The sequence below is a fragment of the Bacillus sp. 11C genome (assembly GCF_055486375.1).
This window is the reverse complement of record NZ_JBUPVZ010000001.1, coordinates 42554-62142: the sequence shown is the minus strand read 5'-3', so window position 1 is coordinate 62142 and position 19589 is coordinate 42554. Positions and strand designations below refer to the sequence as shown.

The window sequence follows — 19589 nt, the reverse complement described above, 5'->3', positions numbered from 1 at the left end:
AGTGTAACGGTTCAATCTAAAAAAAGGATATGTTTTTGATAAATATTGAATTCACATCCCTTATGATCATTTAGATAATAAAAGCATCACTATGAATGATGAAACATGATAGGGGGAGATCGAGATGGAAAATGTAACATTATTAAAAGGCATGTTTTATGATTCTCAGATGAAAGGGAAGGAATATTTGCTTTTTTTGGATGTGGACCGTCTTTTGGCTCCGTGTTATGAGGCTGTATCACAGTTGCCTAAAAAACCGCGCTACGGCGGGTGGGAGGCAAAGGAAATTGCCGGGCATTCAATCGGTCACTGGCTGTCCGCCGCATCAGCTATGTACCAGGCTTCCGGGGATGAGGAGCTAAAAAAGAAAGCAGAGTATGCAGTGAATGAGCTGAGTGTTATCCAGCGATTTGATGAAGAGGGATATGTAAGCGGTTTCTCTAGGGCGTGTTTTGATGAGGTGTTCAACGGTGATTTTCGAGTGGACCACTTTAGTCTGGGGGGTTCTTGGGTGCCGTGGTACAGCCTCCACAAACTGTTTGCGGGATTAATAGATACGTATCGGCTAACCGGCAATCAAACGGCTCTACGAGTCGTCGTCAAGCTGGCTGACTGGGCAAAAAAGGGGCTGGATCGCCTGACGGACGAGCAATTTCAGCGAATGCTGATATGCGAGCATGGCGGAATGAATGAGGCGATGGCCGATCTATATATGCTGACGAAAAACAAAGCATATCTTGAACTTGCGGAACGTTTCTGTCATCGAGCCATACTTCAGCCTCTGGCAGAGAGGAAGGATGAGCTTGAAGGAAAGCATGCCAATACCCAAATTCCAAAGGTGATTGGAGCCGCTAAGCTGTACGATATAACGGGTAAAGAAGCATATAGAAAAGCCGCACTCTTCTTTTGGGAACAGGTTGTCTATCAGCGTTCCTACGCAATTGGCGGCAACAGTATCGGAGAGCATTTCGGAGCAAAAGGCAGCGAGGAGTTAGGGGTAACGACCGCGGAAACGTGCAATACGTATAACATGCTGAAATTGACGAAGCATTTGTTCCGGTGGTTTCACGAAGCGAGATTTCTGGATTACTATGAAAACGCGCTTTATAATCACATTCTTGCTTCCCAAGATCCCGATTCGGGCATGAAAACTTATTTTGTTTCCACACAGCCGGGCCATTTTAAGGTGTATTGTTCACCGGAAGATTCTTTTTGGTGCTGTACCGGCACGGGAATGGAAAACCCCGCTCGCTATACGCAGCATATTTATCATATAGACCAAGACGATCTGTATGTGAATTTATTTATTCCTTCACAAATAGACCTGCGTGAAAAACAAATGTTGATCACACAGGAAACCTCTTTTCCAGCAGCCGAAAAAACCAGGCTAGTTGTCAAAAAAGCTGACGGCGTGCCTATGACGCTGCATATTCGTATTCCTTATTGGACAAATGGCGGCCTTAAAGCTGCGGTCAATGGGAAACGAATTCAATCCGTTGAGAAAAAGGGGTATCTCGTTATCCATAAACATTGGAACACAGGAGATTGTATTGAGATTGATTTGCCGATGAAACTCCACATCTATCAAGCGAAGGATGATCCTAAAAAAAGCGTCCTGATGTATGGGCCGGTTGTATTGGCAGGAGCACTGGGGAGAGAGGAATTCCCTGAAACAGATATACTTGCTGATCATCTCGCCCTTAATAATCATCCATTAATTGATGTCCCTGTGTTGGTTGCGGATCAGCGTCAATTGGATCAATGGGTGAAGCGGATAGATGAAACATCACTCATATTTCGAACGAAACCGATTGGCCAGCCGGGTAATAAAGAAATCACATTAATGCCGTTCTACAATGTGCATCATCAGCGGTATTCCGTTTATTGGGATGTGATGACCGAGAAAGAATATCTTGATTATACAGATGAAGAAAAAGAAAAGGAGGAGATCATCAGACGCATAACAGTTGATGCCGTTCAGCCGCATGAGCAGCAGCAGGAGATCGAACATCACCTAAAGAAAGAAAACTCTTACTCCGGTTACGCGGATATTGTTCACAGAGGCTGGCGAGACAGCAGAGGAGATGGTTTTTTTAGTTATGAGATGAAAACAGAGCCGAGTCAACCCATGTATTTGCTGGTCACATATTTTGGAAGTGATGATACCTTTCAAGCAGAAGGACAAACTTACGAAAGACATTTTGAGATTATGATAGATGATCAATTACTCGCCAGACAGCAGCTGAAGGCAAATCATCCGGGAAAGCTTTTTGATGTATGTTATGACATTCCAGTTGCATGGACGAAAGGAAAAGAGAGAGTAACTGTCACGTTCAAATCCAAAGAGGGAACAGCAGCGGGCGGAGTGTTTGGGGTAAGGATGATAAATGAGAAAATGGTTTTACAATGAATGCCTAGCGATATGAATTGCTTGTTCATTCAAAAACTTGCGGCACATGGGCCGCAAGTTTTTTATTTGAATGTTTTCCTCGTCAAATCGATAAAAGCCTTTAATGGCGCAGACATCCATTTGTCCTTGTGCCATGCTAATTGAGTAAAAACGGGGCAATCGTTCTGCCAATTGAGTTCTTTCATCCGGCCTGCTGCGATATCATCTTTTACTGTCATTTCAGGCAATAGTCCAATTCCAAGTCCCGCCATCACGCATTGTTTGATGGCTTCTATGCTCACAAATTCTAATTTGTCAGGGTAGACAGCGGCGTCATGTAAAGTGTTTTCAAAGAGCGTGCGGTAAGAGCAGCCGTCTTCTGTCAGCAGAAGGGTTTCGTTTTGAAGATCCTTCAATGTTACTGGTGAATGTGCAGGGAAAGGATGATCGTTGGCAGCTACTATTTTAATCTCATCCTGAACCAGAGATTCAACGTGCAGTGCGTCGTCCGCCCGGCTTACATCCAAGATAAAGGTGATATCAAGCTGGCCCTGTAAGAGCTGTTCTTTCGCTTGCTCATTGGAAATATACGGTTTGAAGATGAGCTTTACTTGGGGAAAAGCCTGTTTAAATGCTTTTATGATAGGCGGAAGACGGTATGTGCACTGGCTTTCCGTCGCCCCGATTTTTAAGGTTCCTGTTGTTTCTCTAACTTGATTTGCGGCCATTTTTGCCTCTTCTGTTAAAGTAATGATCTTCTCTGCATAGGCTTTGAACGTTTTGCCGGCTTCTGTCAGGATGAGCCGCTTTCCGAGCCGCTCAAATAAAGGCGTCCCGATTTCTTCTTCAAGTGATTTGATCTGAGAGGTAACACTTGATTGTGCATAATTAAGCATCTTGGCGGTTAGGGTGAAATTCACCTGTTCTGCCGCCGTAATAAACGTTATCAGCTGCTTCAATTCCACCTGTTCTCTTCCTTTCTAAATCGATTTTATCGATTGTGTTAATCGAAATAATCATCTGTATTGATTAATGAATCCATTATATGATGAAGAAAATCATTCGTAAACAAAGGAGCAGATGCATCATGAAAATTGCGGTTATTAATGGCGGCACGCGGTCTGGCGGAAATACGGATATTCTTGCGGAGAAAACTGTTCAAGGATTCGATACGGAACACATTCATTTGCGTAAATATCGTATCCAGCCAATTGAAGATTTGCGCCATGCTGAAGGCGGCTTTGGCCCGGTTCAAGATGACTACGATTCAATCATTGAACGGACATTGCCATGCGATATTCTCATATTCGCTACCCCAATTTATTGGTTCGGCATGTCAGGAACGTTAAAGCTGTTTATTGATCGCTGGTCTCAGACATTGAGAGATCCCCGATTCCCTGATTTTCAACAGCAAATGTCGATGAAGCAGGCATATGTGGCAGCAGTGGGCGGAGACAACCCTAAAATAAAGGGGCTGCCGTTGATTCAGCAATTTGAGCATATTTTTGCATTCATGAGGATGCCTTTTAAAGGCTATGTATTGGGAGAAGGCAATCGTCCCGGCGATATTCTTGATGATTATCAGGCGCTGTCCGCTGCGAGCCGATTATTGAAAAGACATGATGCGATATGAAGTTTCTGCTGTCGGTCATTGCTGGCATGCTGATGCTGGCATTCTTTTTCATTTGGGAGGCTCCGCCTGCTGATTGGATTCAGATTGAAACCAATTCGCATCAGATAAAGCAATCTGTGAGAATGGCAGGGACCACGCTGCAAATCAAGCACATTAAGAAGAATGATGCAGGCGAAGAACAAATTGTCATATCGAACGGCATTTCGGGACCAAAATAAAAAAGCACCTGTCCGGGTGCTTTTTTCTACAAATGAGGAATTACAAGACCGCCATACAAAAACGCGGCGATAATCAGAAATGCCGGATGCATCTTGAATTTTGTCATGGCAAGGAGGGAAATCCCCGCAATCACGATAGATTGGATCCAGCCGATCGCTTTGATGCCATCGGCGGCAATTTGCCAGGTAAGAATGAGCATCATGACCGCGATGACAGGCTGAACGGATAGCGTCATGCCCTTGATGACGGGTGATTGGCGGAAGCGCTGAATGATGCGCAGCAGGACGATCAATGCGAGCGCCGACGGTACGATGGTTGCGATCAGCGCAACCAGAAAGCCGGGCCACCCGCCGGCGCTGTACCCGACATAGGCGGCGATTTTGGTTGCGATCGGTCCCGGCAATGCGTTCGCAAGCGCGAGCATATTTGAGAATTGGTCGTTTGAAAGCCAGCTGTATCTGTTGACAACTTCTTCAAACATCAGCGGGATAGACGCAGGCCCGCCGCCATACCCGAGTACGTTTGCGATAAAAAACGCCATAAATAAATAAATCATAATCATGAGGCCGACATTCCTTTATCTTTTGAATGTTTATTTGTGATTTTGTCTTTTAATTTAAAATGAAACGCTCCGTACGCTAGGAAAATGATAATGACAAGGCCCGGATTGATCTGTAGCGTTTGCAGGCCGATAAAAGCAATGATAAAAAACAGGATGCCTGTAACCCAGCCGAAACCTTTAAGCGCTTTTTGGCCAAACTCGTATGCCATGATACCGAGCATTACCGCAATGACCGGTGTTACAGCACCAATCATGCCGGCAACAACTGCTGAATGGCTTAAGACATTTACAGCGGCAAACAAGCCCACCATAGCAAGACAAGTAGGCAGAATATGGGCCAGGGTTGCGACAATCGCGCCTAATGTGCCTTTTAGCTTGAAGCCCAAATACGCAGCCATTTTTGTGGCAATCGGTCCGGGAAGCGCATTAGCGATCGCTAATATTTCTCCGAACTCATCATCGTCAATCCATTTATATTTATTGACCGCTTCATGGCGGATCAGCGGAATCACGGAAGGTCCGCCCCCGAACCCTAAAATTCCGGTACGCACCATTGCGGCTGTCATATCCCGATAAGGATGGTTTTTCATTCGTTTCTCTCCTTTTACAGCTTCATTCCCATACGGCTTTTGTATCGTTTGATCAGCATCTGGCAATCAACGCTGACGACGCCTCGCAGCGGATACAGCCGTTTTGTTAAAAACTCTTCCATTTCTTGATCGTTGGCAAAGATCCCGTGCATATGCAGCTTGCTCGGGCCTGTCATGTGATAAAGGCTGGTGACCGCAGGCTCTTCCTCAAGCTTAAGAGCGACCTCTTCTAAAAACTGCGGCTCGACCTCGACATTGAAAAACACGGATACATGAATGCCGATTTTAGCGGGATTGATGACAGCGGTGAATTTTTCAATAACACCGGCTTCGATTAATTGGTTGATACGAGCCTGTACGGCGACCCGTGATAAATCAACTCTTTTGCCAAGATCCGTATAAGATATTCTGCCTTCCTCGTGTAAAATGGTGAGAATTTGTTTGTCGATCTCATCAAGAACAAGGTTGGGGATTTGATATTCATGACTCAATTGCTCCACCTGCTTTCGTTGCCTTTTAGACTTCATTTTATCATGAAAGTTACGTTTCGAATGAAGATTCTTTAATTTATTTTCAAAATGAATGAAAAGGAATCTTTTTGTTTTCGATAAGGAGAAAGTTCGTCAGTTTTTCTGCCGTATCAGTAGATGTTGAAAATCAGGCTTCCTATACTAAAGAAAATCTCTTGAAAAAGGGGACTTGTGATGAACAAATCTGTCATCGGTACAAAGCAAATGGTCGTCAGCCCGCATTATCTTGCTTCTCAAGCTGGAAATCGCATACTGGACAAGGGAGGTAACGCGTTTGATGCCGCTGTGGCTGTAAGTGCTTGTCTGTCAGTTGTGTATCCGCATATGACAGGGCTTGGCGGGGATTCCTTTTGGCTGATCTTTCACCAGGAAACAAAGGCGGTAAGAGTCTACAATGGCAGCGGCCGTTCAGGGAAAAATGTGACGAGAGATGTTTATAAGGGAAAAAACGCGATTCCGCTGCGGGGGATCGATAGTGCCATTACCGTTCCGGGGATGGTTGATAGCTGGGATGCGATACTGAAGGAGTACGGACATATGTCTCTTGCGGATGTGCTGGAACCCGCACGAGACTATGCCCAAAATGGGTTTCCAGTATCAACTGATCAGTGCCGTCACACAGAAACAAATCTTGAACTGCTGGCTTCCGTGCCTTACACGGCCGACATCTTCACAAGAAGCGGCAAAGCGCCTGTCCCGGGAGAGCGGTTTGTGCAAAAAGAACTTGCAGACAGTTTGAACATGCTTGCCGAAAAAGGAAGAAGCGCATTTTATGAAGGAGATATCGCTCAGCGAATTGTCTCGTATTTACAGCAAAACGGCAGCTGCATGACACTGGATGATTTTAAAGCGCACCGGGGCGAGTGGGCGGAGCCTGTATCAAGTGATTACCGAGGGTACAGCATGTACCAGGCGCCGCCGAATTCTCAGGGATTTACCGGTTTATTGACGCTGAACATTTTGGAAAACTATGATTTCCACAAAATTGAGCACGGCTCTTTTGAGTATTATCATGTGCTAGTGGAGGCGCTGAAAAAGAGTTTCCTAGATCGAAATGCGGTCCTGACTGATCCGGCGTTTGCTGACATTCCGCTTGAAAAGCTTTTGGACAAAAAGTATGCAAAACAATTGGCGGAAGAAATCGGTTATCTGGCAGAACCGGCAGAAAGCAGGCCAGTGGGAAGTGACACTGCATATGCGGCCGTCATCGATGCGGATGGCAATGCAGTGTCATTCATTCAAAGCCTGTACTTTGAATTTGGCTCGGCTGTCACTGCTGGTGATACAGGCATATTACTGCAAAATCGCGGGTCATTTTTCTCATTGGATCAAGATCATGTCAATACGCTTGAACCGAGAAAGCGCAGCTTCCATACCCTGATGCCGGCTATGGCCTGCAAAGACGGGAAACCGAAAATCCTGTACGGCACACAAGGTGGAGAAGGCCAGCCGCAAACCCAGACGGCCATGATTACCCGAATGCTGGACTACGGAATGCATCCGCAGCAGGCAATCAGCGAACCGCGCTGGGTATGGGGCAGAACGTGGGGAGAGGAATATGAAGGTCTCAGAGTCGAGGGCAGATTCTCAGAGGAAACCATCGAAAAGCTGAAAGGCAGCGGGCATCTCGTGGAGATTGTCGGTGACTATGATCCGCTGATGGGGCATGCGGCAGCAATCAAAGTAGATGAGGAAGGTTTCCTCCAAGGCGGAGCCGACCCGCGGGGGGATGGAGCGGCTGTGGGGGTTTGAGGTATTAGATGAAAATACAAATATAAATAAAAATGACTAGAGAAAGGAAAGTACTAAATAAGTAGTGTACGTATTGTTTATTTTCACACTCATATTTCCATTCCATAAATGTACGGAAACCATTTATCACGAATAGATAGAAAATAAGCATAATCTCTGGAGGAAAGCGTAATAAAGAAAACCCTAATAAAATGAGCAAGACGACTTCCACCAGCCCTTGTGTGCTATTTACAGGTTTATACCACCAAGGCGGTTTAGAGATGCCTAGTTTTTTTCGGGCATAGACATAAAAAACAGTATTGATAAAAGCTGCGACCAGTATCACAATCAAAAAATGAGTGCCTGACATATAAATCCCTCCTAATCAACCTTTTATACGAAGGAAAAGGAAAAATGTTTCATAAAAGAACACCCGGTTTTCTCCGGGTGTTCTTTTCATAGGCAACACTTGTGATCACGAGGTCTTTTTGACTAGTTTCTTCTATTTAAATAGTCCTTTTGATCAACTGGGACGAACCAGCGTAAATTCTTCGCCGAGCTTCGCATAGTGGTTGCCCGCCAATCTTGAGGCAGGCTTTAATTCATCTGTCAAAACATATCCCTTTTTTGCATCATACACCTTTTCATCGAGGTGGAAGCAGACGACTCTGCCGATGAGCAGATCAGCTGTGGTCACGCCTTGATCATTGTCGAACGTCATATGCTGCTCTAATGTGCATTCAAAGCGAATGCGGGCTTCCTTAATGCCTGGAACCGAAACAGCTTTGCTTTCGACAGGATGAAGCGAGGTGCGGGTGAGTTCGCTTTCGTCCGGCCCTAAGCTTGCCGCCGTTTCATTGATGTCTTCAATGATGGCTTCATCACTGACATGTACGACAAATTCTCCGTTCTCCACCACGTTTCGGGCTGTATCTTTTTGGCGTCCTCCCGCTCGGTTAACAGAAATACTGAGAAGCGGAGGATCTGAGCTGACAACGTTATAAAAGCTAAAAGGCGCGGCATTTATCGCTCCGCTTGAAGAAAGTGTGGTTACAAAGGCAATGGGGCGGGGGATGACGGTACCTGACAATAGCTTGTATGTGTCTTTGGCACTAAGCTGATCAGCTTGAAATATGTACATAGCAACAACTTCCTTTATCGTTAGGATACTTTGATTATAACGAAATGGTTTCAAGGAAACCAAATGATGAGGGTTGCATATCTTATGTCATGACATATATCTAATACAGGGGAAATCGAAAAATAGGCTCCGTACGTCTGCCGGCAGCCTATGGATTGATAAAATTTTAAATTTATTTGTATTTCTTTTTGACTACCCAGCAATTGCCGTCTTTCCAGAATTCTTTTTTGCTGTGATAATCATCGTCTTTTTTGTGGCGATGGTGGTGGTGCGGTTTTTTGTAGTGTTTTTTGTGAGATTTTTTCTTATCGGAACAATATGGTTTTTTGTGTGTCCGATGTGACTTTTTGTAGCTGCGAGATTTTCTTTTGTGAGAACAGTATGACTTTTTGTAGCTGCGAGATTTTCTCTTGTGAGAACCGTATGACTTTTTGTAGCTGCGTGATCTCTTGTGAGAGCAGTACGATTTTTTATGGCTGCGTGATCTCTTGTGAGAGCAGTACGATTTTTTGTGGCTGCGAGATTTCTTGTGAGAACAATACGATTTTTTGTGGCTGCGAGATTTCTTGTGAGAGCAATACGATTTTTTGTGGCTGCGAGATTTCTTGTGAGAGCAGTACGATTTTTTGTGGCTGCGAGATTTTTTGTGAGAGCGGCACGACTTTTTATGGCTGCGCTTTTTTCCATGAGGCTCTTGGTATAAATAGTCTTTTAAACCTTCTTTTTTTGCGGATTTCACCGCTTCTTTGATGTCAGAATGGGAATAGTGGCCCAATTCGAAATCCTCCTTTTTAAAAATGATGTTAAGGATGAAGATCCTTACTACCCACATAGTACGCACGGATTTAAAAAGTGTATAAGTGTTCCGCTGAGATCTCACAAAAATAAAAGCCTAAAATTTGTAAGGGGGTTTATGGATGAAGAACCAATCTCATTTACCGCTTTATCAGCTGTTTGTTCATCCAAAAGATTTGCGTGAATTAAAAAAAGATATATGGGACGATGAACCGGTGCCGGCTGTAATGAAAGTAAATCAAAAAAGGCTGGATATTGACATTGCTTACCGGGGATCACATATCAGAGACTTCAAAAAGAAGTCATACCATGTTTCTTTTTATCAGCCGAAAACATTCCGCGGTGCACGAGAGATTCATTTGAATGCGGAGTATAAAGATCCTTCCATGATGAGAAACAAATTGTCTCTGGATTTTTTCTCAGAGCTGGGGACGCTGTCACCAAAGGCGGAGTTTGTGTTTTTAAAAGTGAATGGGAAAAATGAAGGGGTTTATCTTGAACTTGAATCCGTCGATGAGTTTTATTTAGCGAAAAGGAAGCTGGCGGACGGGGCGGTTTTTTACGCGGTTGATGATGACGCTAATTTCTCGTTGATGAGCGATTTGGAAAGGGAGACGAAGACGTCACTTGAGCTTGGATATGAAAAGAAGACAGGGACTGAGGAAGACGACTTTTATTTGCAGGATATGATCTTTAAAATTAATACTGTCCCTAAAGCTCAATTTAAATCAGAAGTGACAAGGCATGTGGATATCGATAAGTATTTGCGCTGGCTCGCCGGCATTGTATTCACCTCAAACTATGACGGGTTTGTCCACAACTACTCGTTGTACAGAAACAGTGAAACCGGATTATTTGAGGTGATTCCTTGGGATTATGATGCGACCTGGGGCAGGGATATCCATGGAGAGCGGATGGCTGCCGATTACGTAAGAATTCAAGGATTTAATACACTAACCGCCCGGATTTTGGATGAACCCGATTTTCGCAGGTCCTACAGGCACTTGTTAGAAAAAACGCTCCACTCTCTTTTTACAATAGAGTATATGAAACCGAAAATAATGGAGATGCATGAACAGATTAGGCCGTTTGTCCTGATGGACCCATATAAAAAGAACGATATTGAACGTTTTGACCGAGAGCCAAATGTGATATGTGAATATATTATAAAACGAGCTGATTACCTCAAAAGTGAGCTTGATTTTTTATCCTGACGATAAACGGGCGGATTCCGGAGAACGGAGCGCCTTTTTTTATTTCCATTCATTTAACGATTTGCATATATCCACAAATTGTCCCAGTACAGGGTTTTGACTGTCTTTGCGATATGCGATGATCCATTCTGCTTTAAGCTGAAAATGATCAACGCTTCGATATGTGACGTCAAGGTTAAACAGCCGTCTGGCCGAGGATGGGACAATGGTAATGCCGATGCCCGCTGTCACCAGTCCGATCACCATTTGATATTCTGTCGCTTCCTGAACGATATTCGGCACAAAACCCGCGTTTTCACAGAGCTGAATAAAGTCGGTATATAACGTTGGCCACGCTTCTTTGGAAAGGGTAATGATCGGTTCATTTTCCAAGTCTGTAATGTCGATTGATTCTTTTAATGCAAGCGGATGCTGTTTTGGCAATGCGAGGATGCATGGACTGCTCTGGGTTGTCTCAATTTGCAGCTCCGGATGCTCTAACGGCGGATGGAGAATCCCGATGTCGATATGTCCCTTGAGCAATTCCTCCTGCTGCCTGTAAGAAGCGATCTCTTTCAGTTCAATTTTCACAGAGGGGAATTTTTTACGGTATTCCCGGATGATCGGCGGCAAAAATTCATATGTAGCTGATCCGACAAAACCAATGACGAGATGGCCGTGCTCGCCGCGAGCCGTTCGCTGGGCCAGTTCAATCGCTTGATCAATTTGCATCAATGCAGTACGACAGTGATTTAAAAATATTTCTCCTGCTGCGGTAAGCTCCACAAATCTTTTTGTCCTCTTGAGAAGCGTCACCCCGACTTCTTTTTCCAGCTGTTTGATCTGCTGGCTGAGAGGAGGCTGTGTCATGTTCAGCCGAAGCGCAGCTTTTCCGAAATGAAGCTCTTCGGCTACTGCGATAAAGTATTGAAGATGGCGAAGCTCCATTCATATGCATTCCTTTCCTTAGGTTAATAATTCGCAATACATATTAATCATAAGGCGAATCGATATTGGAGGTCAATTTCCAAAGAGTGTATAGTGAAACGTATCACAAGAAATATTTAAAATTTAATGTTTAAAATGCATAATAAGGAGTGAGGGTGTTGACAAAAGCAACAAAAGAACAAAAATCCCTTGTGAAAAACAGAGGGGCGGAGCTTGTTGTTGATTGCTTAGCGGAGCAAGGTGTCACACATGTATTTGGCATTCCAGGTGCAAAAATTGATGCGGTATTTGACGCTTTACAAGATAAAGGGCCAGAAATTATCGTTGCGCGGCACGAACAAAATGCAGCATTTATGGCGCAAGCAGTCGGCCGTTTAACTGGAAAACCGGGAGTTGTGTTAGTCACATCGGGACCAGGCGCTTCTAACTTGGCAACAGGACTGCTGACAGCCAACACTGAAGGTGACCCTGTCGTTGCGCTTGCTGGGAACGTGATCCGTGCCGATCGTTTAAAACGGACACATCAATCTTTGGATAATGCGGCGCTGTTTCAGCCGATTACAAAATACAGTGTAGAAGTACAAGATGTGAAAAATATACCGGAAGCTGTTACAAATGCATTTAGGATAGCGTCAGCAGGTCAGGCTGGAGCCGCTTTTGTGAGCTTTCCGCAAGATGTTGTGAATGAAGTCACAAACACAAAAAGCGTGCGTGCTGTCGCAGCGCCAAAACTTGGTCCTGCAGCAGATGATGCAATCAGTGCGGCCATTGCAAAAATACAAACAGCGAAACTTCCTGTCGTTTTAGTCGGCATGAAGGGCGGAAGACCGGAAGCGATTAAAGCAGTCCGCAAGCTTTTGAAAAAAGTTCAGCTTCCATTCGTCGAAACATATCAAGCAGCAGGGACTCTTACAAGAGACTTAGAGGATCAGTATTTTGGCCGTATCGGCTTGTTCCACAACCAGCCTGGCGATTTACTGATTGAACAGGCTGATGTTGTTCTGACAATCGGTTATGACCCAATTGAATACGATCCGAAATTCTGGAATGTCAATGGTGACCGGACGATTATCCATTTAGATGAAATACTGGCTGACATTGATCATGCTTACCAGCCGGAGCTTGAATTGATCGGAGATATTCCATCTACAATTAATCACATCGAACACGATGCTGTGAAAGTGGAGTTTGCTGAACGTGAGCAGAAAATCCTGTCTGATTTAAAACAATATATGCATGAGGGTGAGCAGGTTCCTGCAGATTGGAAATCAGACAGAGTGCATCCTCTTGAAATCGTAAAAGAATTGCGAAACGCAGTCGATGATCATGTGACAGTGACTTGCGATATTGGTTCACACGCGATTTGGATGTCACGTTATTTCCGCAGCTACGAGCCGTTAACATTAATGATCAGTAACGGTATGCAAACACTCGGCGTTGCACTTCCTTGGGCAATCGGCGCCTCATTGGTGAAACCGGGAGAAAAAGTGGTATCCGTCTCTGGTGACGGCGGTTTCTTATTCTCAGCGATGGAATTAGAGACAGCAGTTCGTTTAAAAGCGCCAATTGTACACATTGTATGGAACGACAGCACATATGACATGGTTGCATTCCAGCAATTGAAAAAATATAACCGTACATCTGCGGTCGATTTCGGAAATATCGATATCGTGAAATATGCGGAAAGCTTCGGAGCAACTGGCTTGCGCGTAGAATCACCAGACCAGCTGGCAGATGTTCTGCGTCAAGGTATGAACGCAGAGGGTCCTGTCATCATTGATGTCCCGGTTGACTACAGTGATAACATTAATTTAGCAAGTGACAAGCTTCCGAAAGAATTCGGGGAACTCTTGAAAATGAAAGCTCTCTAGCACTCTGCGCATCACGACACTGTTTGATACAGCACTAAACAAAAGGAGTGAAGGGAATTATGAAACGCGAAAGCAACATACAAGTGCTCAGCCGCGGCCAAAAAGAGCAGCCTGTGAGCCAGATTTATCAAGTATCAACAATGACTTCTCTATTAGACGGGGTATATGACGGGGATTTTGAACTGTCAGAGATCCCAAAATACGGAGACTTCGGTATCGGAACCTTTAACAAGCTTGACGGAGAGCTGATTGGGTTTGACGGCGAATTTTACCGTCTCCGTTCAGACGGAACTGCGACACCGGTCCAAAACGGGGACCGTTCTCCGTTCTGTTCATTTACGTTCTTTACACCGGACATAACGCACAAAATTGATGCGAAAATGACACGTGAAGAATTTGAAAAAGAGATCAACAGCATTCTGCCAAGCAAAAACTTATTTTACGCGATCCGCATTGACGGATTGTTTAAAAAAGTGCAGACAAGAACGGTAGAATTGCAAGAAAAACCTTACGTGCCGATGGTTGAAGCGGTCAAAACGCAGCCGATTTTCAACTTCGACAATGTGAGAGGAACAATCGTAGGTTTCCTGACACCAGCTTATGCAAATGGAATCGCCGTTTCTGGCTATCACCTGCACTTCATTGACGAAGGACGAAATTCAGGCGGACACGTTTTTGACTATGTGCTTGAGGATTGCACGGTTACGATTTCACAAAAAATGAACATGAACCTGAGACTTCCGAATACAGCGGATTTCTTTAATGCGAATCTGGATAACCCTGATTTTGCTAAAGATATTGAAACAACTGAAGGAAGCCCAGAATAACAGAAAAAAGAAAGCCTCTTTGTACAGGGCTTTCTTTTTATTTGGCTCTTTTCCTGATTTTAGATAAAATAACGTCAAAACGGTAAAGGTGTGGTCTAATGAAAATATTGGTTTTGGCAGTTCATCCTCATATGGAAACCTCGGTTGTTAATAAGGCATGGGCAGAGGAATTGAGTAAACATGACAATATCACAGTACGGGAGCTTTATAAGGAATATCCGGATGAAGCGATAGATGTTGCGAAGGAGCAGCAGATGTGCGAGGAATACGACCGGATTGTTTTCCAATTTCCGCTTTATTGGTACAGTTCTCCGCCGCTCTTAAAAAAATGGCAGGATCTTGTGCTGACTTTCGGCTGGGCCTTTGGTTCAGAAGGAAAAGCCCTGCATGGCAAAGAGCTGATGCTAGCTGTATCAACGGGGAGCGAAGCGGAAAAATATCAAGCGGGCGGAGCAAATCATTACTCAATCAGTGAGCTATTGAAACCGTTTCAGGCCACAAGCAATCTAATCGGCATGAAATATCTGCCGCCATATGTGTTCTATGGCGTGAAATATGCAAACGGAGAGGATATTTCCCTCAGTGCAAAACGGTTAGCCGAATACATCCAACAGCCTTTTGCTTAAAAGAAAGCCCTGTCCAGCGTGCGACAGGGCTCTTTTAAAATTAAAAATCCGGCAGCTCGGACAGGTTGTTTTCTCTTATACCATCCGGTTCACTTCGCAATATGTCTCGTCCGTATTTATGGAAGACATCAACATGAGCGAGTTTTCCCGCTTTTGCTTCTGACAGCGCAGAGGGATAGTCGAGCTCTCTTCCTGTGTCCGTTTTTACTGCGATTATATTGTCTTCCTCATTTCTTCTGACTGCAATAATTTCTTCTTTTCCAGATGGAACAGCTTGCTGCTCCGCGGTTGTTTGCCGGTCTTTATACGTTTCATATGCTGCTTCAAATTGATCCATACTTACACCTCCATCTTTTAGCGTGAACAAAAATACCGATGATCATGTATGATTTCCATACGGCATACGACAATATTTCCTGAGAAATATCTTGGGAATGTGACAAATCAATCCTTGATCTGCGAAGAAAAAAGGGATTCCGCAGGAAAAACGGAATCCCTTTCAGTTATTTTGTCATGTGTAAGTCCTTTGTTTTCATATAGCCTGTCGCACCGCCGTAATCAACGAATACCCAATTAAAATCAAAACCGCCTTTTTTCGTTTTACTCCAGCCTAAAAAAGAAACGCTTGTGTCTGCCGGAAGAGTCTTGATGCTTTTTCCTTCAGCGGATGTATATACTATCGTTTTTATTTTCGTTTTTACTGTTGTAGCTGCTTTTACAATGTAATGAGTGGAAACAAAGCCTGTTTTGCCGTTTTTATAATGAACCTTTGCCCAGTCAGCGTTTGCGAAGGAAATCAGCTTTAAGCTGTCGCCCAAGTGCAGTATGGCTGATTTATGGCTTGATGCGGAAGGCTTCGTTCTGACATTTAGAGCCTCTGTTGACACCAAATAAGAATCAATCGGATAGCTGTATAAATCATCAATGCTTACAGTTGTTTCTGGCTGTTGTGCATGGATCGTGCTTGTGCCCCCTGCAGAAGCCGCAGTCATTCCAGCTGCAAGTGCGAGAGTTGATAATACTTTTGTCGTTTTGTTCATTTCTTCCTCTCCTCACGTAGAGAAATAATTCAATCTATATTTCGCTATTCACGTTTTCACAGATTCCTAAACATGAAAAAGGACCAGATAAAGATCTGGTCCGCGGCAATTATTTTTGTGTTTCAAGTTTGAGAGGCGCGGATATCATTTTTTCCACCTTTTTTCCGTGTAAAATATCATCTGCCGCTTCTGTAGCCAGTTTACCGATCAAGTCAGGCTGCTGAGCGACAGTGGCTGAGAGCTTTCCATCTTTAATCGAAGCGAGTGCATCTTTATTGCCGTCAAAACCGATCACTACAATATCTTTTCCCGAGCTGTTAATTGCCTCGAGAGCCCCGAGCGCCATTTCATCATTGTGAGCAAAAACAGCTTGGATTTCCGGATGTCCCTGCAGCAGGTTTTCCATGACAGTCAGGCCTTTGGTGCGGTCAAAGTCAGCTGATTGTTTTGTGACAATGTCGAGCTTTTGATCTGCAATGTTATGAAATCCTGAACCGCGTTCCCGTGTGGCAGAAGCGCCGGGCACGCCTTCAAGTTCTGCCACCTTTGCACCTTTTCCAAGCTTGTCGGCGATAAATTCCGCGGCCATTTCACCGCCTTTTACATTATCGGAAGCAACGAGGGTTTCTACTTTTCCTTGTTCCGCGGAACGATCGATTGTTACGACGGGTACATCGACTGAATTTGCATATTCTACTGCCGTTGAGATCGCCGAAGAATCAGTCGGATTGATTAACAATGCATCGACACCTTGCTGAATTAAATCTTCCACATCACTCGTCTGTTTCGATGAATCATTTTGTGCATCGACAATGATGATTTTCATTCCCCGTTTTTCAGCTTCTTTTTCGATGCCCTTTTTTAATGAGACAAAAAAGGGATTATTAAGTGTCGAGACGGATAAACCGATGGTGAATTCCTTTTTGTTCCCCGAGTTTGCCGGCTTTGCCCAATGGGGAGGTTCAAGCGAACAGGCAGTTAATAAAAACAATGATAACGTTAAAATGACGGATACAGCCTTTTTCATATAAAAAACCCTCCTATGCTGACTTTTTGCGGTCTAATAATACCGCAATTAAGATGACAATCCCTTTGACAACCAGCTGATAAAACGATGAGACACCAAGCAGGTTGAGCCCGTTATTCAGTGTGCCGATAATCAGCACTCCGATGAATGTGCCGATAATGCGCCCGCGGCCGCCGGAGAGGCTGGTCCCGCCTAAGACGACCGCCGCGATTGCATCCAGTTCATACGATTCTCCGGCAGTCGGCTGTGCTGAATGCAGACGGGAGGTCAATATGGCGCCGGCAAGGGCGGATAAAAGCCCGGCTAATGAATAGATCATTACTTTCACGCGTGTTACTTTAATGCCCGAAATGAGCGCGGCTTTTTCATTGCCTCCAATTGCGTACGTTCGGCGTCCGAACGGTGTTTTATGAAGAAGAACCCAAAGGATGACAAAGGCGAGAACCATTGTAATGGCCGGTACAGGGATGCCTAAAAAATAACCGCGTCCGAACAGTTGAAAAGCGTAGTTTGTGCCAAGTCCGGTAATCGGGTTTCCGTCTGTATACACAAGCGTCAGCCCGCGAAACACAGTCATGGTCGCAAGCGTGGCGATAAAGGGCGCCATTTTTCCTTTTGTGATCAATAGTCCGTTGATCATGCCGAGTACGGCACCAATGATACAGCCGAGAATGATCGCAAGAACTGGATCGACACCGGATACAATCATCCCCGCGACTAAAGCGCTGGACAGGGCAAGAATAGCGCCGACAGAAAGGTCAATGCCGCCTGTTAAAATCACAAAAGTCATGCCGAACGCGATTAATCCGTTAATGGCGACCTGGCGAAGCAGGTTTAAAATATTCAGCGGTTCAAGAAAGCTGGGATTTAAAATAGATACAATGATAACGAGAATAAATAAACCGAGAAACGGGCCGAGTTTTTGCATGACTCCATCGAAGTGAATCCGTTTTTGTTCTGTTTGCAGCTGTTCCGTTTTCATATTACCGCCCTCCCGTGGCAAGTGTCATAATTCGTTCTTGTGTTGCTTCCTGCGCGTGGATTTCTCCGCTGATTCTGCCTTCATGGACAACGATAACGCGATCGCTCATCCCGAGAATTTCCGGCAGCTCTGATGACACCATAATGATGGCGACGCCGCGCTCAGTCAGCTCATTCATCAGCGAATAAATCTCCCGTTTCGCGCCAACATCCACACCTCTGGTCGGCTCATCCAAGATGAGCACTTTCGGTCCGATCCCGATCCACTTGGCAATCACCACTTTTTGCTGGTTGCCTCCTGATAAATGGCGTGCGTGCGTTTCCGGTGTTGCCGTTTTGATGGTCAGGCGTTTGATTAAAAGATCGACAAATTCAGCTTCCCGCTTGTGATCAATGAGGCCCTTAGGAGAAAAACTGGACAGATTGGGCAGGGCAATATTCTCGCGAATTGAGGTGTCGAGCAGCAGCCCTTCATCTTTGCGGTTCTCTGTAATAAAGCCGAGCCCTTTTTTCACCGCATCCTGCGGGTTCTTAATGACCGTCTTTTTTCCAGCGATCCATATCTCACCCGAGTCCAGCCTGTCAACGCCGAATAGCGCTCTCATGATTTCTGTCCGGCCGGCCCCCATCAATCCGGAAATACCGACGATCTCACCGGAACGAACATAAAAGCTGACATCTTCAAAACGTCCTTTTACGGAGGCGTTTTTCACCTCGAATATATTGTCACCGAGTGAAGGAGCCCGTTTTGGATATCGTTCAGTCAGCTCGCGTCCAACCATTTTTTTGACGACTTCATCAAAATCGGTTTCAGAGATGTTTGTTGTATCTACCGTTTTTCCGTCACGCATGATGGTGATTCTGTCGCAAATCGCAAAGATTTCTTCCATGCGATGCGAAATGTACACGATGGATACGCCGTTCTTTTTTAACGCTGTAATGACCTCAAAGAGTTTGCTGATTTCCCGTTCCGTCAAAGCAGCGGTAGGCTCATCCATAATGATCACCTCGGCATTTGTCATGAGTGCTTTTGCGATTTCGACCATTTGCTGCTGTCCGACGGAACACTCGCCAGCTTCTTGATCAAGAGAAAGAGAGACAGACAGTTTGTCAAATTGCTCTTTTGCTAGCGCTTTCATTTTTCTTGTTTGTAAAACGCCCAGCTTGGAGGCTATCTCTTTTCCGATAAATAGATTCTCAAGAACGGTCATTTCCGGCCAGATATTCAATTCCTGATGGATAAAGGCTATTCCATGCTGTTCCGCTTCTTTCGGATTGGAAAAATACATTTCGTTTCCGTTTATGCGGATTTGCCCTTGATCCGATTTATGCAGGCCTGTCAGAATGTTCATAAGCGTGGACTTGCCGGCGCCGTTCTCTCCCATTAATGCGTGAACCTCGCCGGGCACGAGCTGAAAGGAAACGCCTGACAGTACTTGGTTTTTTCCGAATGCTTTATGAATGTCTTTCATTTCAATCTGCATGT

Annotated in this window: 21 protein-coding genes; 8 read left to right on the top strand and 13 right to left on the bottom strand. The window is 44.8% G+C overall.

Annotation, left to right across the window (positions count from 1 at the left end; translation table 11 throughout):
• The first annotated feature begins 124 nt into the window (after positions 1–124).
• Positions 125–2410: a beta-L-arabinofuranosidase domain-containing protein gene (locus tag ACY3LV_RS00270; RefSeq protein WP_464863165.1), complete on the top strand. Its 2286-nt coding sequence runs from the start codon at positions 125–127 to the stop codon at positions 2408–2410.
• A gap of 62 nt (positions 2411–2472) precedes the next feature.
• Here ACY3LV_RS00270 and ACY3LV_RS00265 read toward each other — a convergent pair whose 3' ends face one another.
• Entirely contained in the window at positions 2473–3354 is an 882-nt protein-coding gene (locus ACY3LV_RS00265; RefSeq protein ID WP_148962574.1) for a LysR family transcriptional regulator, read from the bottom strand.
• 122 nt (positions 3355–3476) lie between these two features.
• On the opposite strand from ACY3LV_RS00265, the gene ACY3LV_RS00260 reads away from it, so the two are divergent.
• Together ACY3LV_RS00260 and ACY3LV_RS00255 are read left to right on the top strand one after the other, a co-directional pair.
• Entirely contained in the window at positions 3477–4022 is a 546-nt protein-coding gene (locus tag ACY3LV_RS00260; protein ID WP_464863164.1) for a flavodoxin family protein, read from the top strand.
• A complete protein-coding gene (locus tag ACY3LV_RS00255; RefSeq protein WP_464863163.1) occupies positions 4019–4240 on the top strand; it encodes a hypothetical protein in 222 nt (73 codons plus the stop codon). The genes ACY3LV_RS00260 and ACY3LV_RS00255 overlap by 4 nt, the downstream gene beginning before the upstream one ends.
• 26 nt (positions 4241–4266) lie before the next feature.
• Here the strand turns inward: ACY3LV_RS00255 and chrA are convergent, their stop codons facing one another.
• The 3 genes from chrA to chrS are packed head-to-tail and all read right to left on the bottom strand — an operon-like array spanning position 4267 to position 5884.
• The gene (chrA, locus tag ACY3LV_RS00250; protein WP_148962577.1) at positions 4267–4803 is read right to left on the bottom strand and encodes a chromate resistance efflux protein ChrA; all 537 of its coding nucleotides are present in this window, start codon (positions 4801–4803) and stop codon (positions 4267–4269) included.
• The gene (gene chrB / locus ACY3LV_RS00245) at positions 4800–5393 is read right to left on the bottom strand and encodes a chromate efflux transporter subunit ChrB (protein ID WP_003221733.1); all 594 of its coding nucleotides are present in this window, start codon (positions 5391–5393) and stop codon (positions 4800–4802) included. The genes chrA and chrB overlap by 4 nt, the downstream gene beginning before the upstream one ends.
• 14 nt (positions 5394–5407) lie before the next feature.
• A complete protein-coding gene (gene chrS / locus ACY3LV_RS00240; protein WP_003235604.1) occupies positions 5408–5884 on the bottom strand; it encodes a chromate efflux transcriptional regulator ChrS in 477 nt (158 codons plus the stop codon).
• A 213-nt stretch (positions 5885–6097) separates the two neighbouring features.
• Between chrS and ggt the strand changes: the two genes are divergently transcribed.
• A complete protein-coding gene (gene ggt / locus ACY3LV_RS00235; RefSeq protein WP_333561030.1) occupies positions 6098–7675 on the top strand; it encodes a gamma-glutamyltransferase in 1578 nt (525 codons plus the stop codon).
• 4 nt (positions 7676–7679) lie between these two features.
• Here ggt and ACY3LV_RS00230 read toward each other — a convergent pair whose 3' ends face one another.
• The 3 genes from ACY3LV_RS00230 to cotG all read right to left on the bottom strand — a co-directional run bounded on the left by ACY3LV_RS00230 (position 7680) and on the right by cotG (position 9570).
• Positions 7680–8024, bottom strand: a complete 345-nt coding sequence (locus ACY3LV_RS00230; protein WP_333561029.1) for a DUF4181 domain-containing protein — start codon at positions 8022–8024, stop codon at positions 7680–7682.
• A gap of 153 nt (positions 8025–8177) precedes the next feature.
• Positions 8178–8795, bottom strand: a complete 618-nt coding sequence (locus ACY3LV_RS00225; RefSeq protein ID WP_333561028.1) for a flavin reductase family protein — start codon at positions 8793–8795, stop codon at positions 8178–8180.
• Positions 8796–8967: 172 nt separating this feature from the next.
• Positions 8968–9570: a spore coat protein CotG gene (gene cotG, locus ACY3LV_RS00220; protein WP_464863162.1), complete on the bottom strand. Its 603-nt coding sequence runs from the start codon at positions 9568–9570 to the stop codon at positions 8968–8970.
• 142 nt (positions 9571–9712) lie between these two features.
• Here cotG and cotH point away from each other — a divergent pair, with 142 nt between their 5' ends.
• A complete protein-coding gene (gene cotH, locus ACY3LV_RS00215; protein WP_333561026.1) occupies positions 9713–10804 on the top strand; it encodes a spore coat protein CotH in 1092 nt (363 codons plus the stop codon).
• A 39-nt stretch (positions 10805–10843) separates the two neighbouring features.
• Here the strand turns inward: cotH and alsR are convergent, their stop codons facing one another.
• Positions 10844–11731 carry an acetoin biosynthesis transcriptional regulator AlsR gene (alsR, locus tag ACY3LV_RS00210; RefSeq protein WP_148962583.1) on the bottom strand — a complete coding sequence of 296 codons (888 nt, stop codon included), beginning with the start codon at positions 11729–11731 and terminating at the stop codon, positions 10844–10846.
• A gap of 158 nt (positions 11732–11889) precedes the next feature.
• On the opposite strand from alsR, the gene alsS reads away from it, so the two are divergent.
• The 3 genes from alsS to ACY3LV_RS00195 all read left to right on the top strand — a co-directional run bounded on the left by alsS (position 11890) and on the right by ACY3LV_RS00195 (position 15055).
• A complete protein-coding gene (gene alsS, locus ACY3LV_RS00205) occupies positions 11890–13602 on the top strand; it encodes an acetolactate synthase AlsS (protein ID WP_087991746.1) in 1713 nt (570 codons plus the stop codon).
• Positions 13603–13661: 59 nt separating this feature from the next.
• On the top strand, positions 13662–14429 hold the full coding sequence (budA, locus tag ACY3LV_RS00200; RefSeq protein ID WP_202327938.1) for an acetolactate decarboxylase: 768 nt from the start codon (positions 13662–13664) through the stop codon (positions 14427–14429).
• 98 nt (positions 14430–14527) lie between these two features.
• On the top strand, positions 14528–15055 hold the full coding sequence (locus ACY3LV_RS00195) for an NAD(P)H-dependent oxidoreductase (RefSeq protein ID WP_148962585.1): 528 nt from the start codon (positions 14528–14530) through the stop codon (positions 15053–15055).
• A 40-nt stretch (positions 15056–15095) separates the two neighbouring features.
• Here ACY3LV_RS00195 and ACY3LV_RS00190 read toward each other — a convergent pair whose 3' ends face one another.
• From ACY3LV_RS00190 to rbsA, 5 genes are all read right to left on the bottom strand, one after another.
• A complete protein-coding gene (locus tag ACY3LV_RS00190; RefSeq protein ID WP_333561025.1) occupies positions 15096–15392 on the bottom strand; it encodes a DUF3892 domain-containing protein in 297 nt (98 codons plus the stop codon).
• A 166-nt stretch (positions 15393–15558) separates the two neighbouring features.
• Entirely contained in the window at positions 15559–16095 is a 537-nt protein-coding gene (locus tag ACY3LV_RS00185; protein ID WP_333561024.1) for an SH3 domain-containing protein, read from the bottom strand.
• Between the two features lie 109 nt (positions 16096–16204).
• The gene (gene rbsB, locus ACY3LV_RS00180; protein ID WP_333561023.1) at positions 16205–17122 is read right to left on the bottom strand and encodes a ribose ABC transporter substrate-binding protein RbsB; all 918 of its coding nucleotides are present in this window, start codon (positions 17120–17122) and stop codon (positions 16205–16207) included.
• A gap of 13 nt (positions 17123–17135) precedes the next feature.
• Entirely contained in the window at positions 17136–18104 is a 969-nt protein-coding gene (rbsC, locus tag ACY3LV_RS00175) for a ribose ABC transporter permease RbsC (protein ID WP_148962589.1), read from the bottom strand.
• A 1-nt stretch (position 18105) separates the two neighbouring features.
• On the bottom strand, positions 18106–19587 hold the full coding sequence (rbsA, locus tag ACY3LV_RS00170; protein ID WP_148962590.1) for a ribose ABC transporter ATP-binding protein RbsA: 1482 nt from the start codon (positions 19585–19587) through the stop codon (positions 18106–18108).
• Positions 19588–19589 lie beyond the last annotated feature (2 nt).

Coding starts and splice junctions, on each gene's coding strand:
- rbsC (WP_148962589.1), bottom strand. CDS start 18,104: ATGAAAACGGAACAGCTGCAAACAGAACAAAAACGGATTCACTTCGAT.
- ACY3LV_RS00230 (WP_333561029.1), bottom strand. CDS start 8,024: ATGTCAGGCACTCATTTTTTGATTGTGATACTGGTCGCAGCTTTTATC.
- alsR (WP_148962583.1), bottom strand. CDS start 11,731: ATGGAGCTTCGCCATCTTCAATACTTTATCGCAGTAGCCGAAGAGCTT.
- ACY3LV_RS00260 (WP_464863164.1), top strand. CDS start 3,477: ATGAAAATTGCGGTTATTAATGGCGGCACGCGGTCTGGCGGAAATACG.
- cotH (WP_333561026.1), top strand. CDS start 9,713: ATGAAGAACCAATCTCATTTACCGCTTTATCAGCTGTTTGTTCATCCA.
- budA (WP_202327938.1), top strand. CDS start 13,662: ATGAAACGCGAAAGCAACATACAAGTGCTCAGCCGCGGCCAAAAAGAG.
- ACY3LV_RS00270 (WP_464863165.1), top strand. CDS start 125: ATGGAAAATGTAACATTATTAAAAGGCATGTTTTATGATTCTCAGATG.
- chrA (WP_148962577.1), bottom strand. CDS start 4,803: ATGATTATGATTTATTTATTTATGGCGTTTTTTATCGCAAACGTACTC.
- ACY3LV_RS00255 (WP_464863163.1), top strand. CDS start 4,019: ATGAAGTTTCTGCTGTCGGTCATTGCTGGCATGCTGATGCTGGCATTC.
- chrB (WP_003221733.1), bottom strand. CDS start 5,393: ATGAAAAACCATCCTTATCGGGATATGACAGCCGCAATGGTGCGTACC.
- rbsA (WP_148962590.1), bottom strand. CDS start 19,587: ATGCAGATTGAAATGAAAGACATTCATAAAGCATTCGGAAAAAACCAA.
- rbsB (WP_333561023.1), bottom strand. CDS start 17,122: ATGAAAAAGGCTGTATCCGTCATTTTAACGTTATCATTGTTTTTATTA.
- ACY3LV_RS00195 (WP_148962585.1), top strand. CDS start 14,528: ATGAAAATATTGGTTTTGGCAGTTCATCCTCATATGGAAACCTCGGTT.
- ACY3LV_RS00190 (WP_333561025.1), bottom strand. CDS start 15,392: ATGGATCAATTTGAAGCAGCATATGAAACGTATAAAGACCGGCAAACA.
- ACY3LV_RS00225 (WP_333561028.1), bottom strand. CDS start 8,795: ATGTACATATTTCAAGCTGATCAGCTTAGTGCCAAAGACACATACAAG.
- ACY3LV_RS00185 (WP_333561024.1), bottom strand. CDS start 16,095: ATGAACAAAACGACAAAAGTATTATCAACTCTCGCACTTGCAGCTGGA.
- ggt (WP_333561030.1), top strand. CDS start 6,098: ATGAACAAATCTGTCATCGGTACAAAGCAAATGGTCGTCAGCCCGCAT.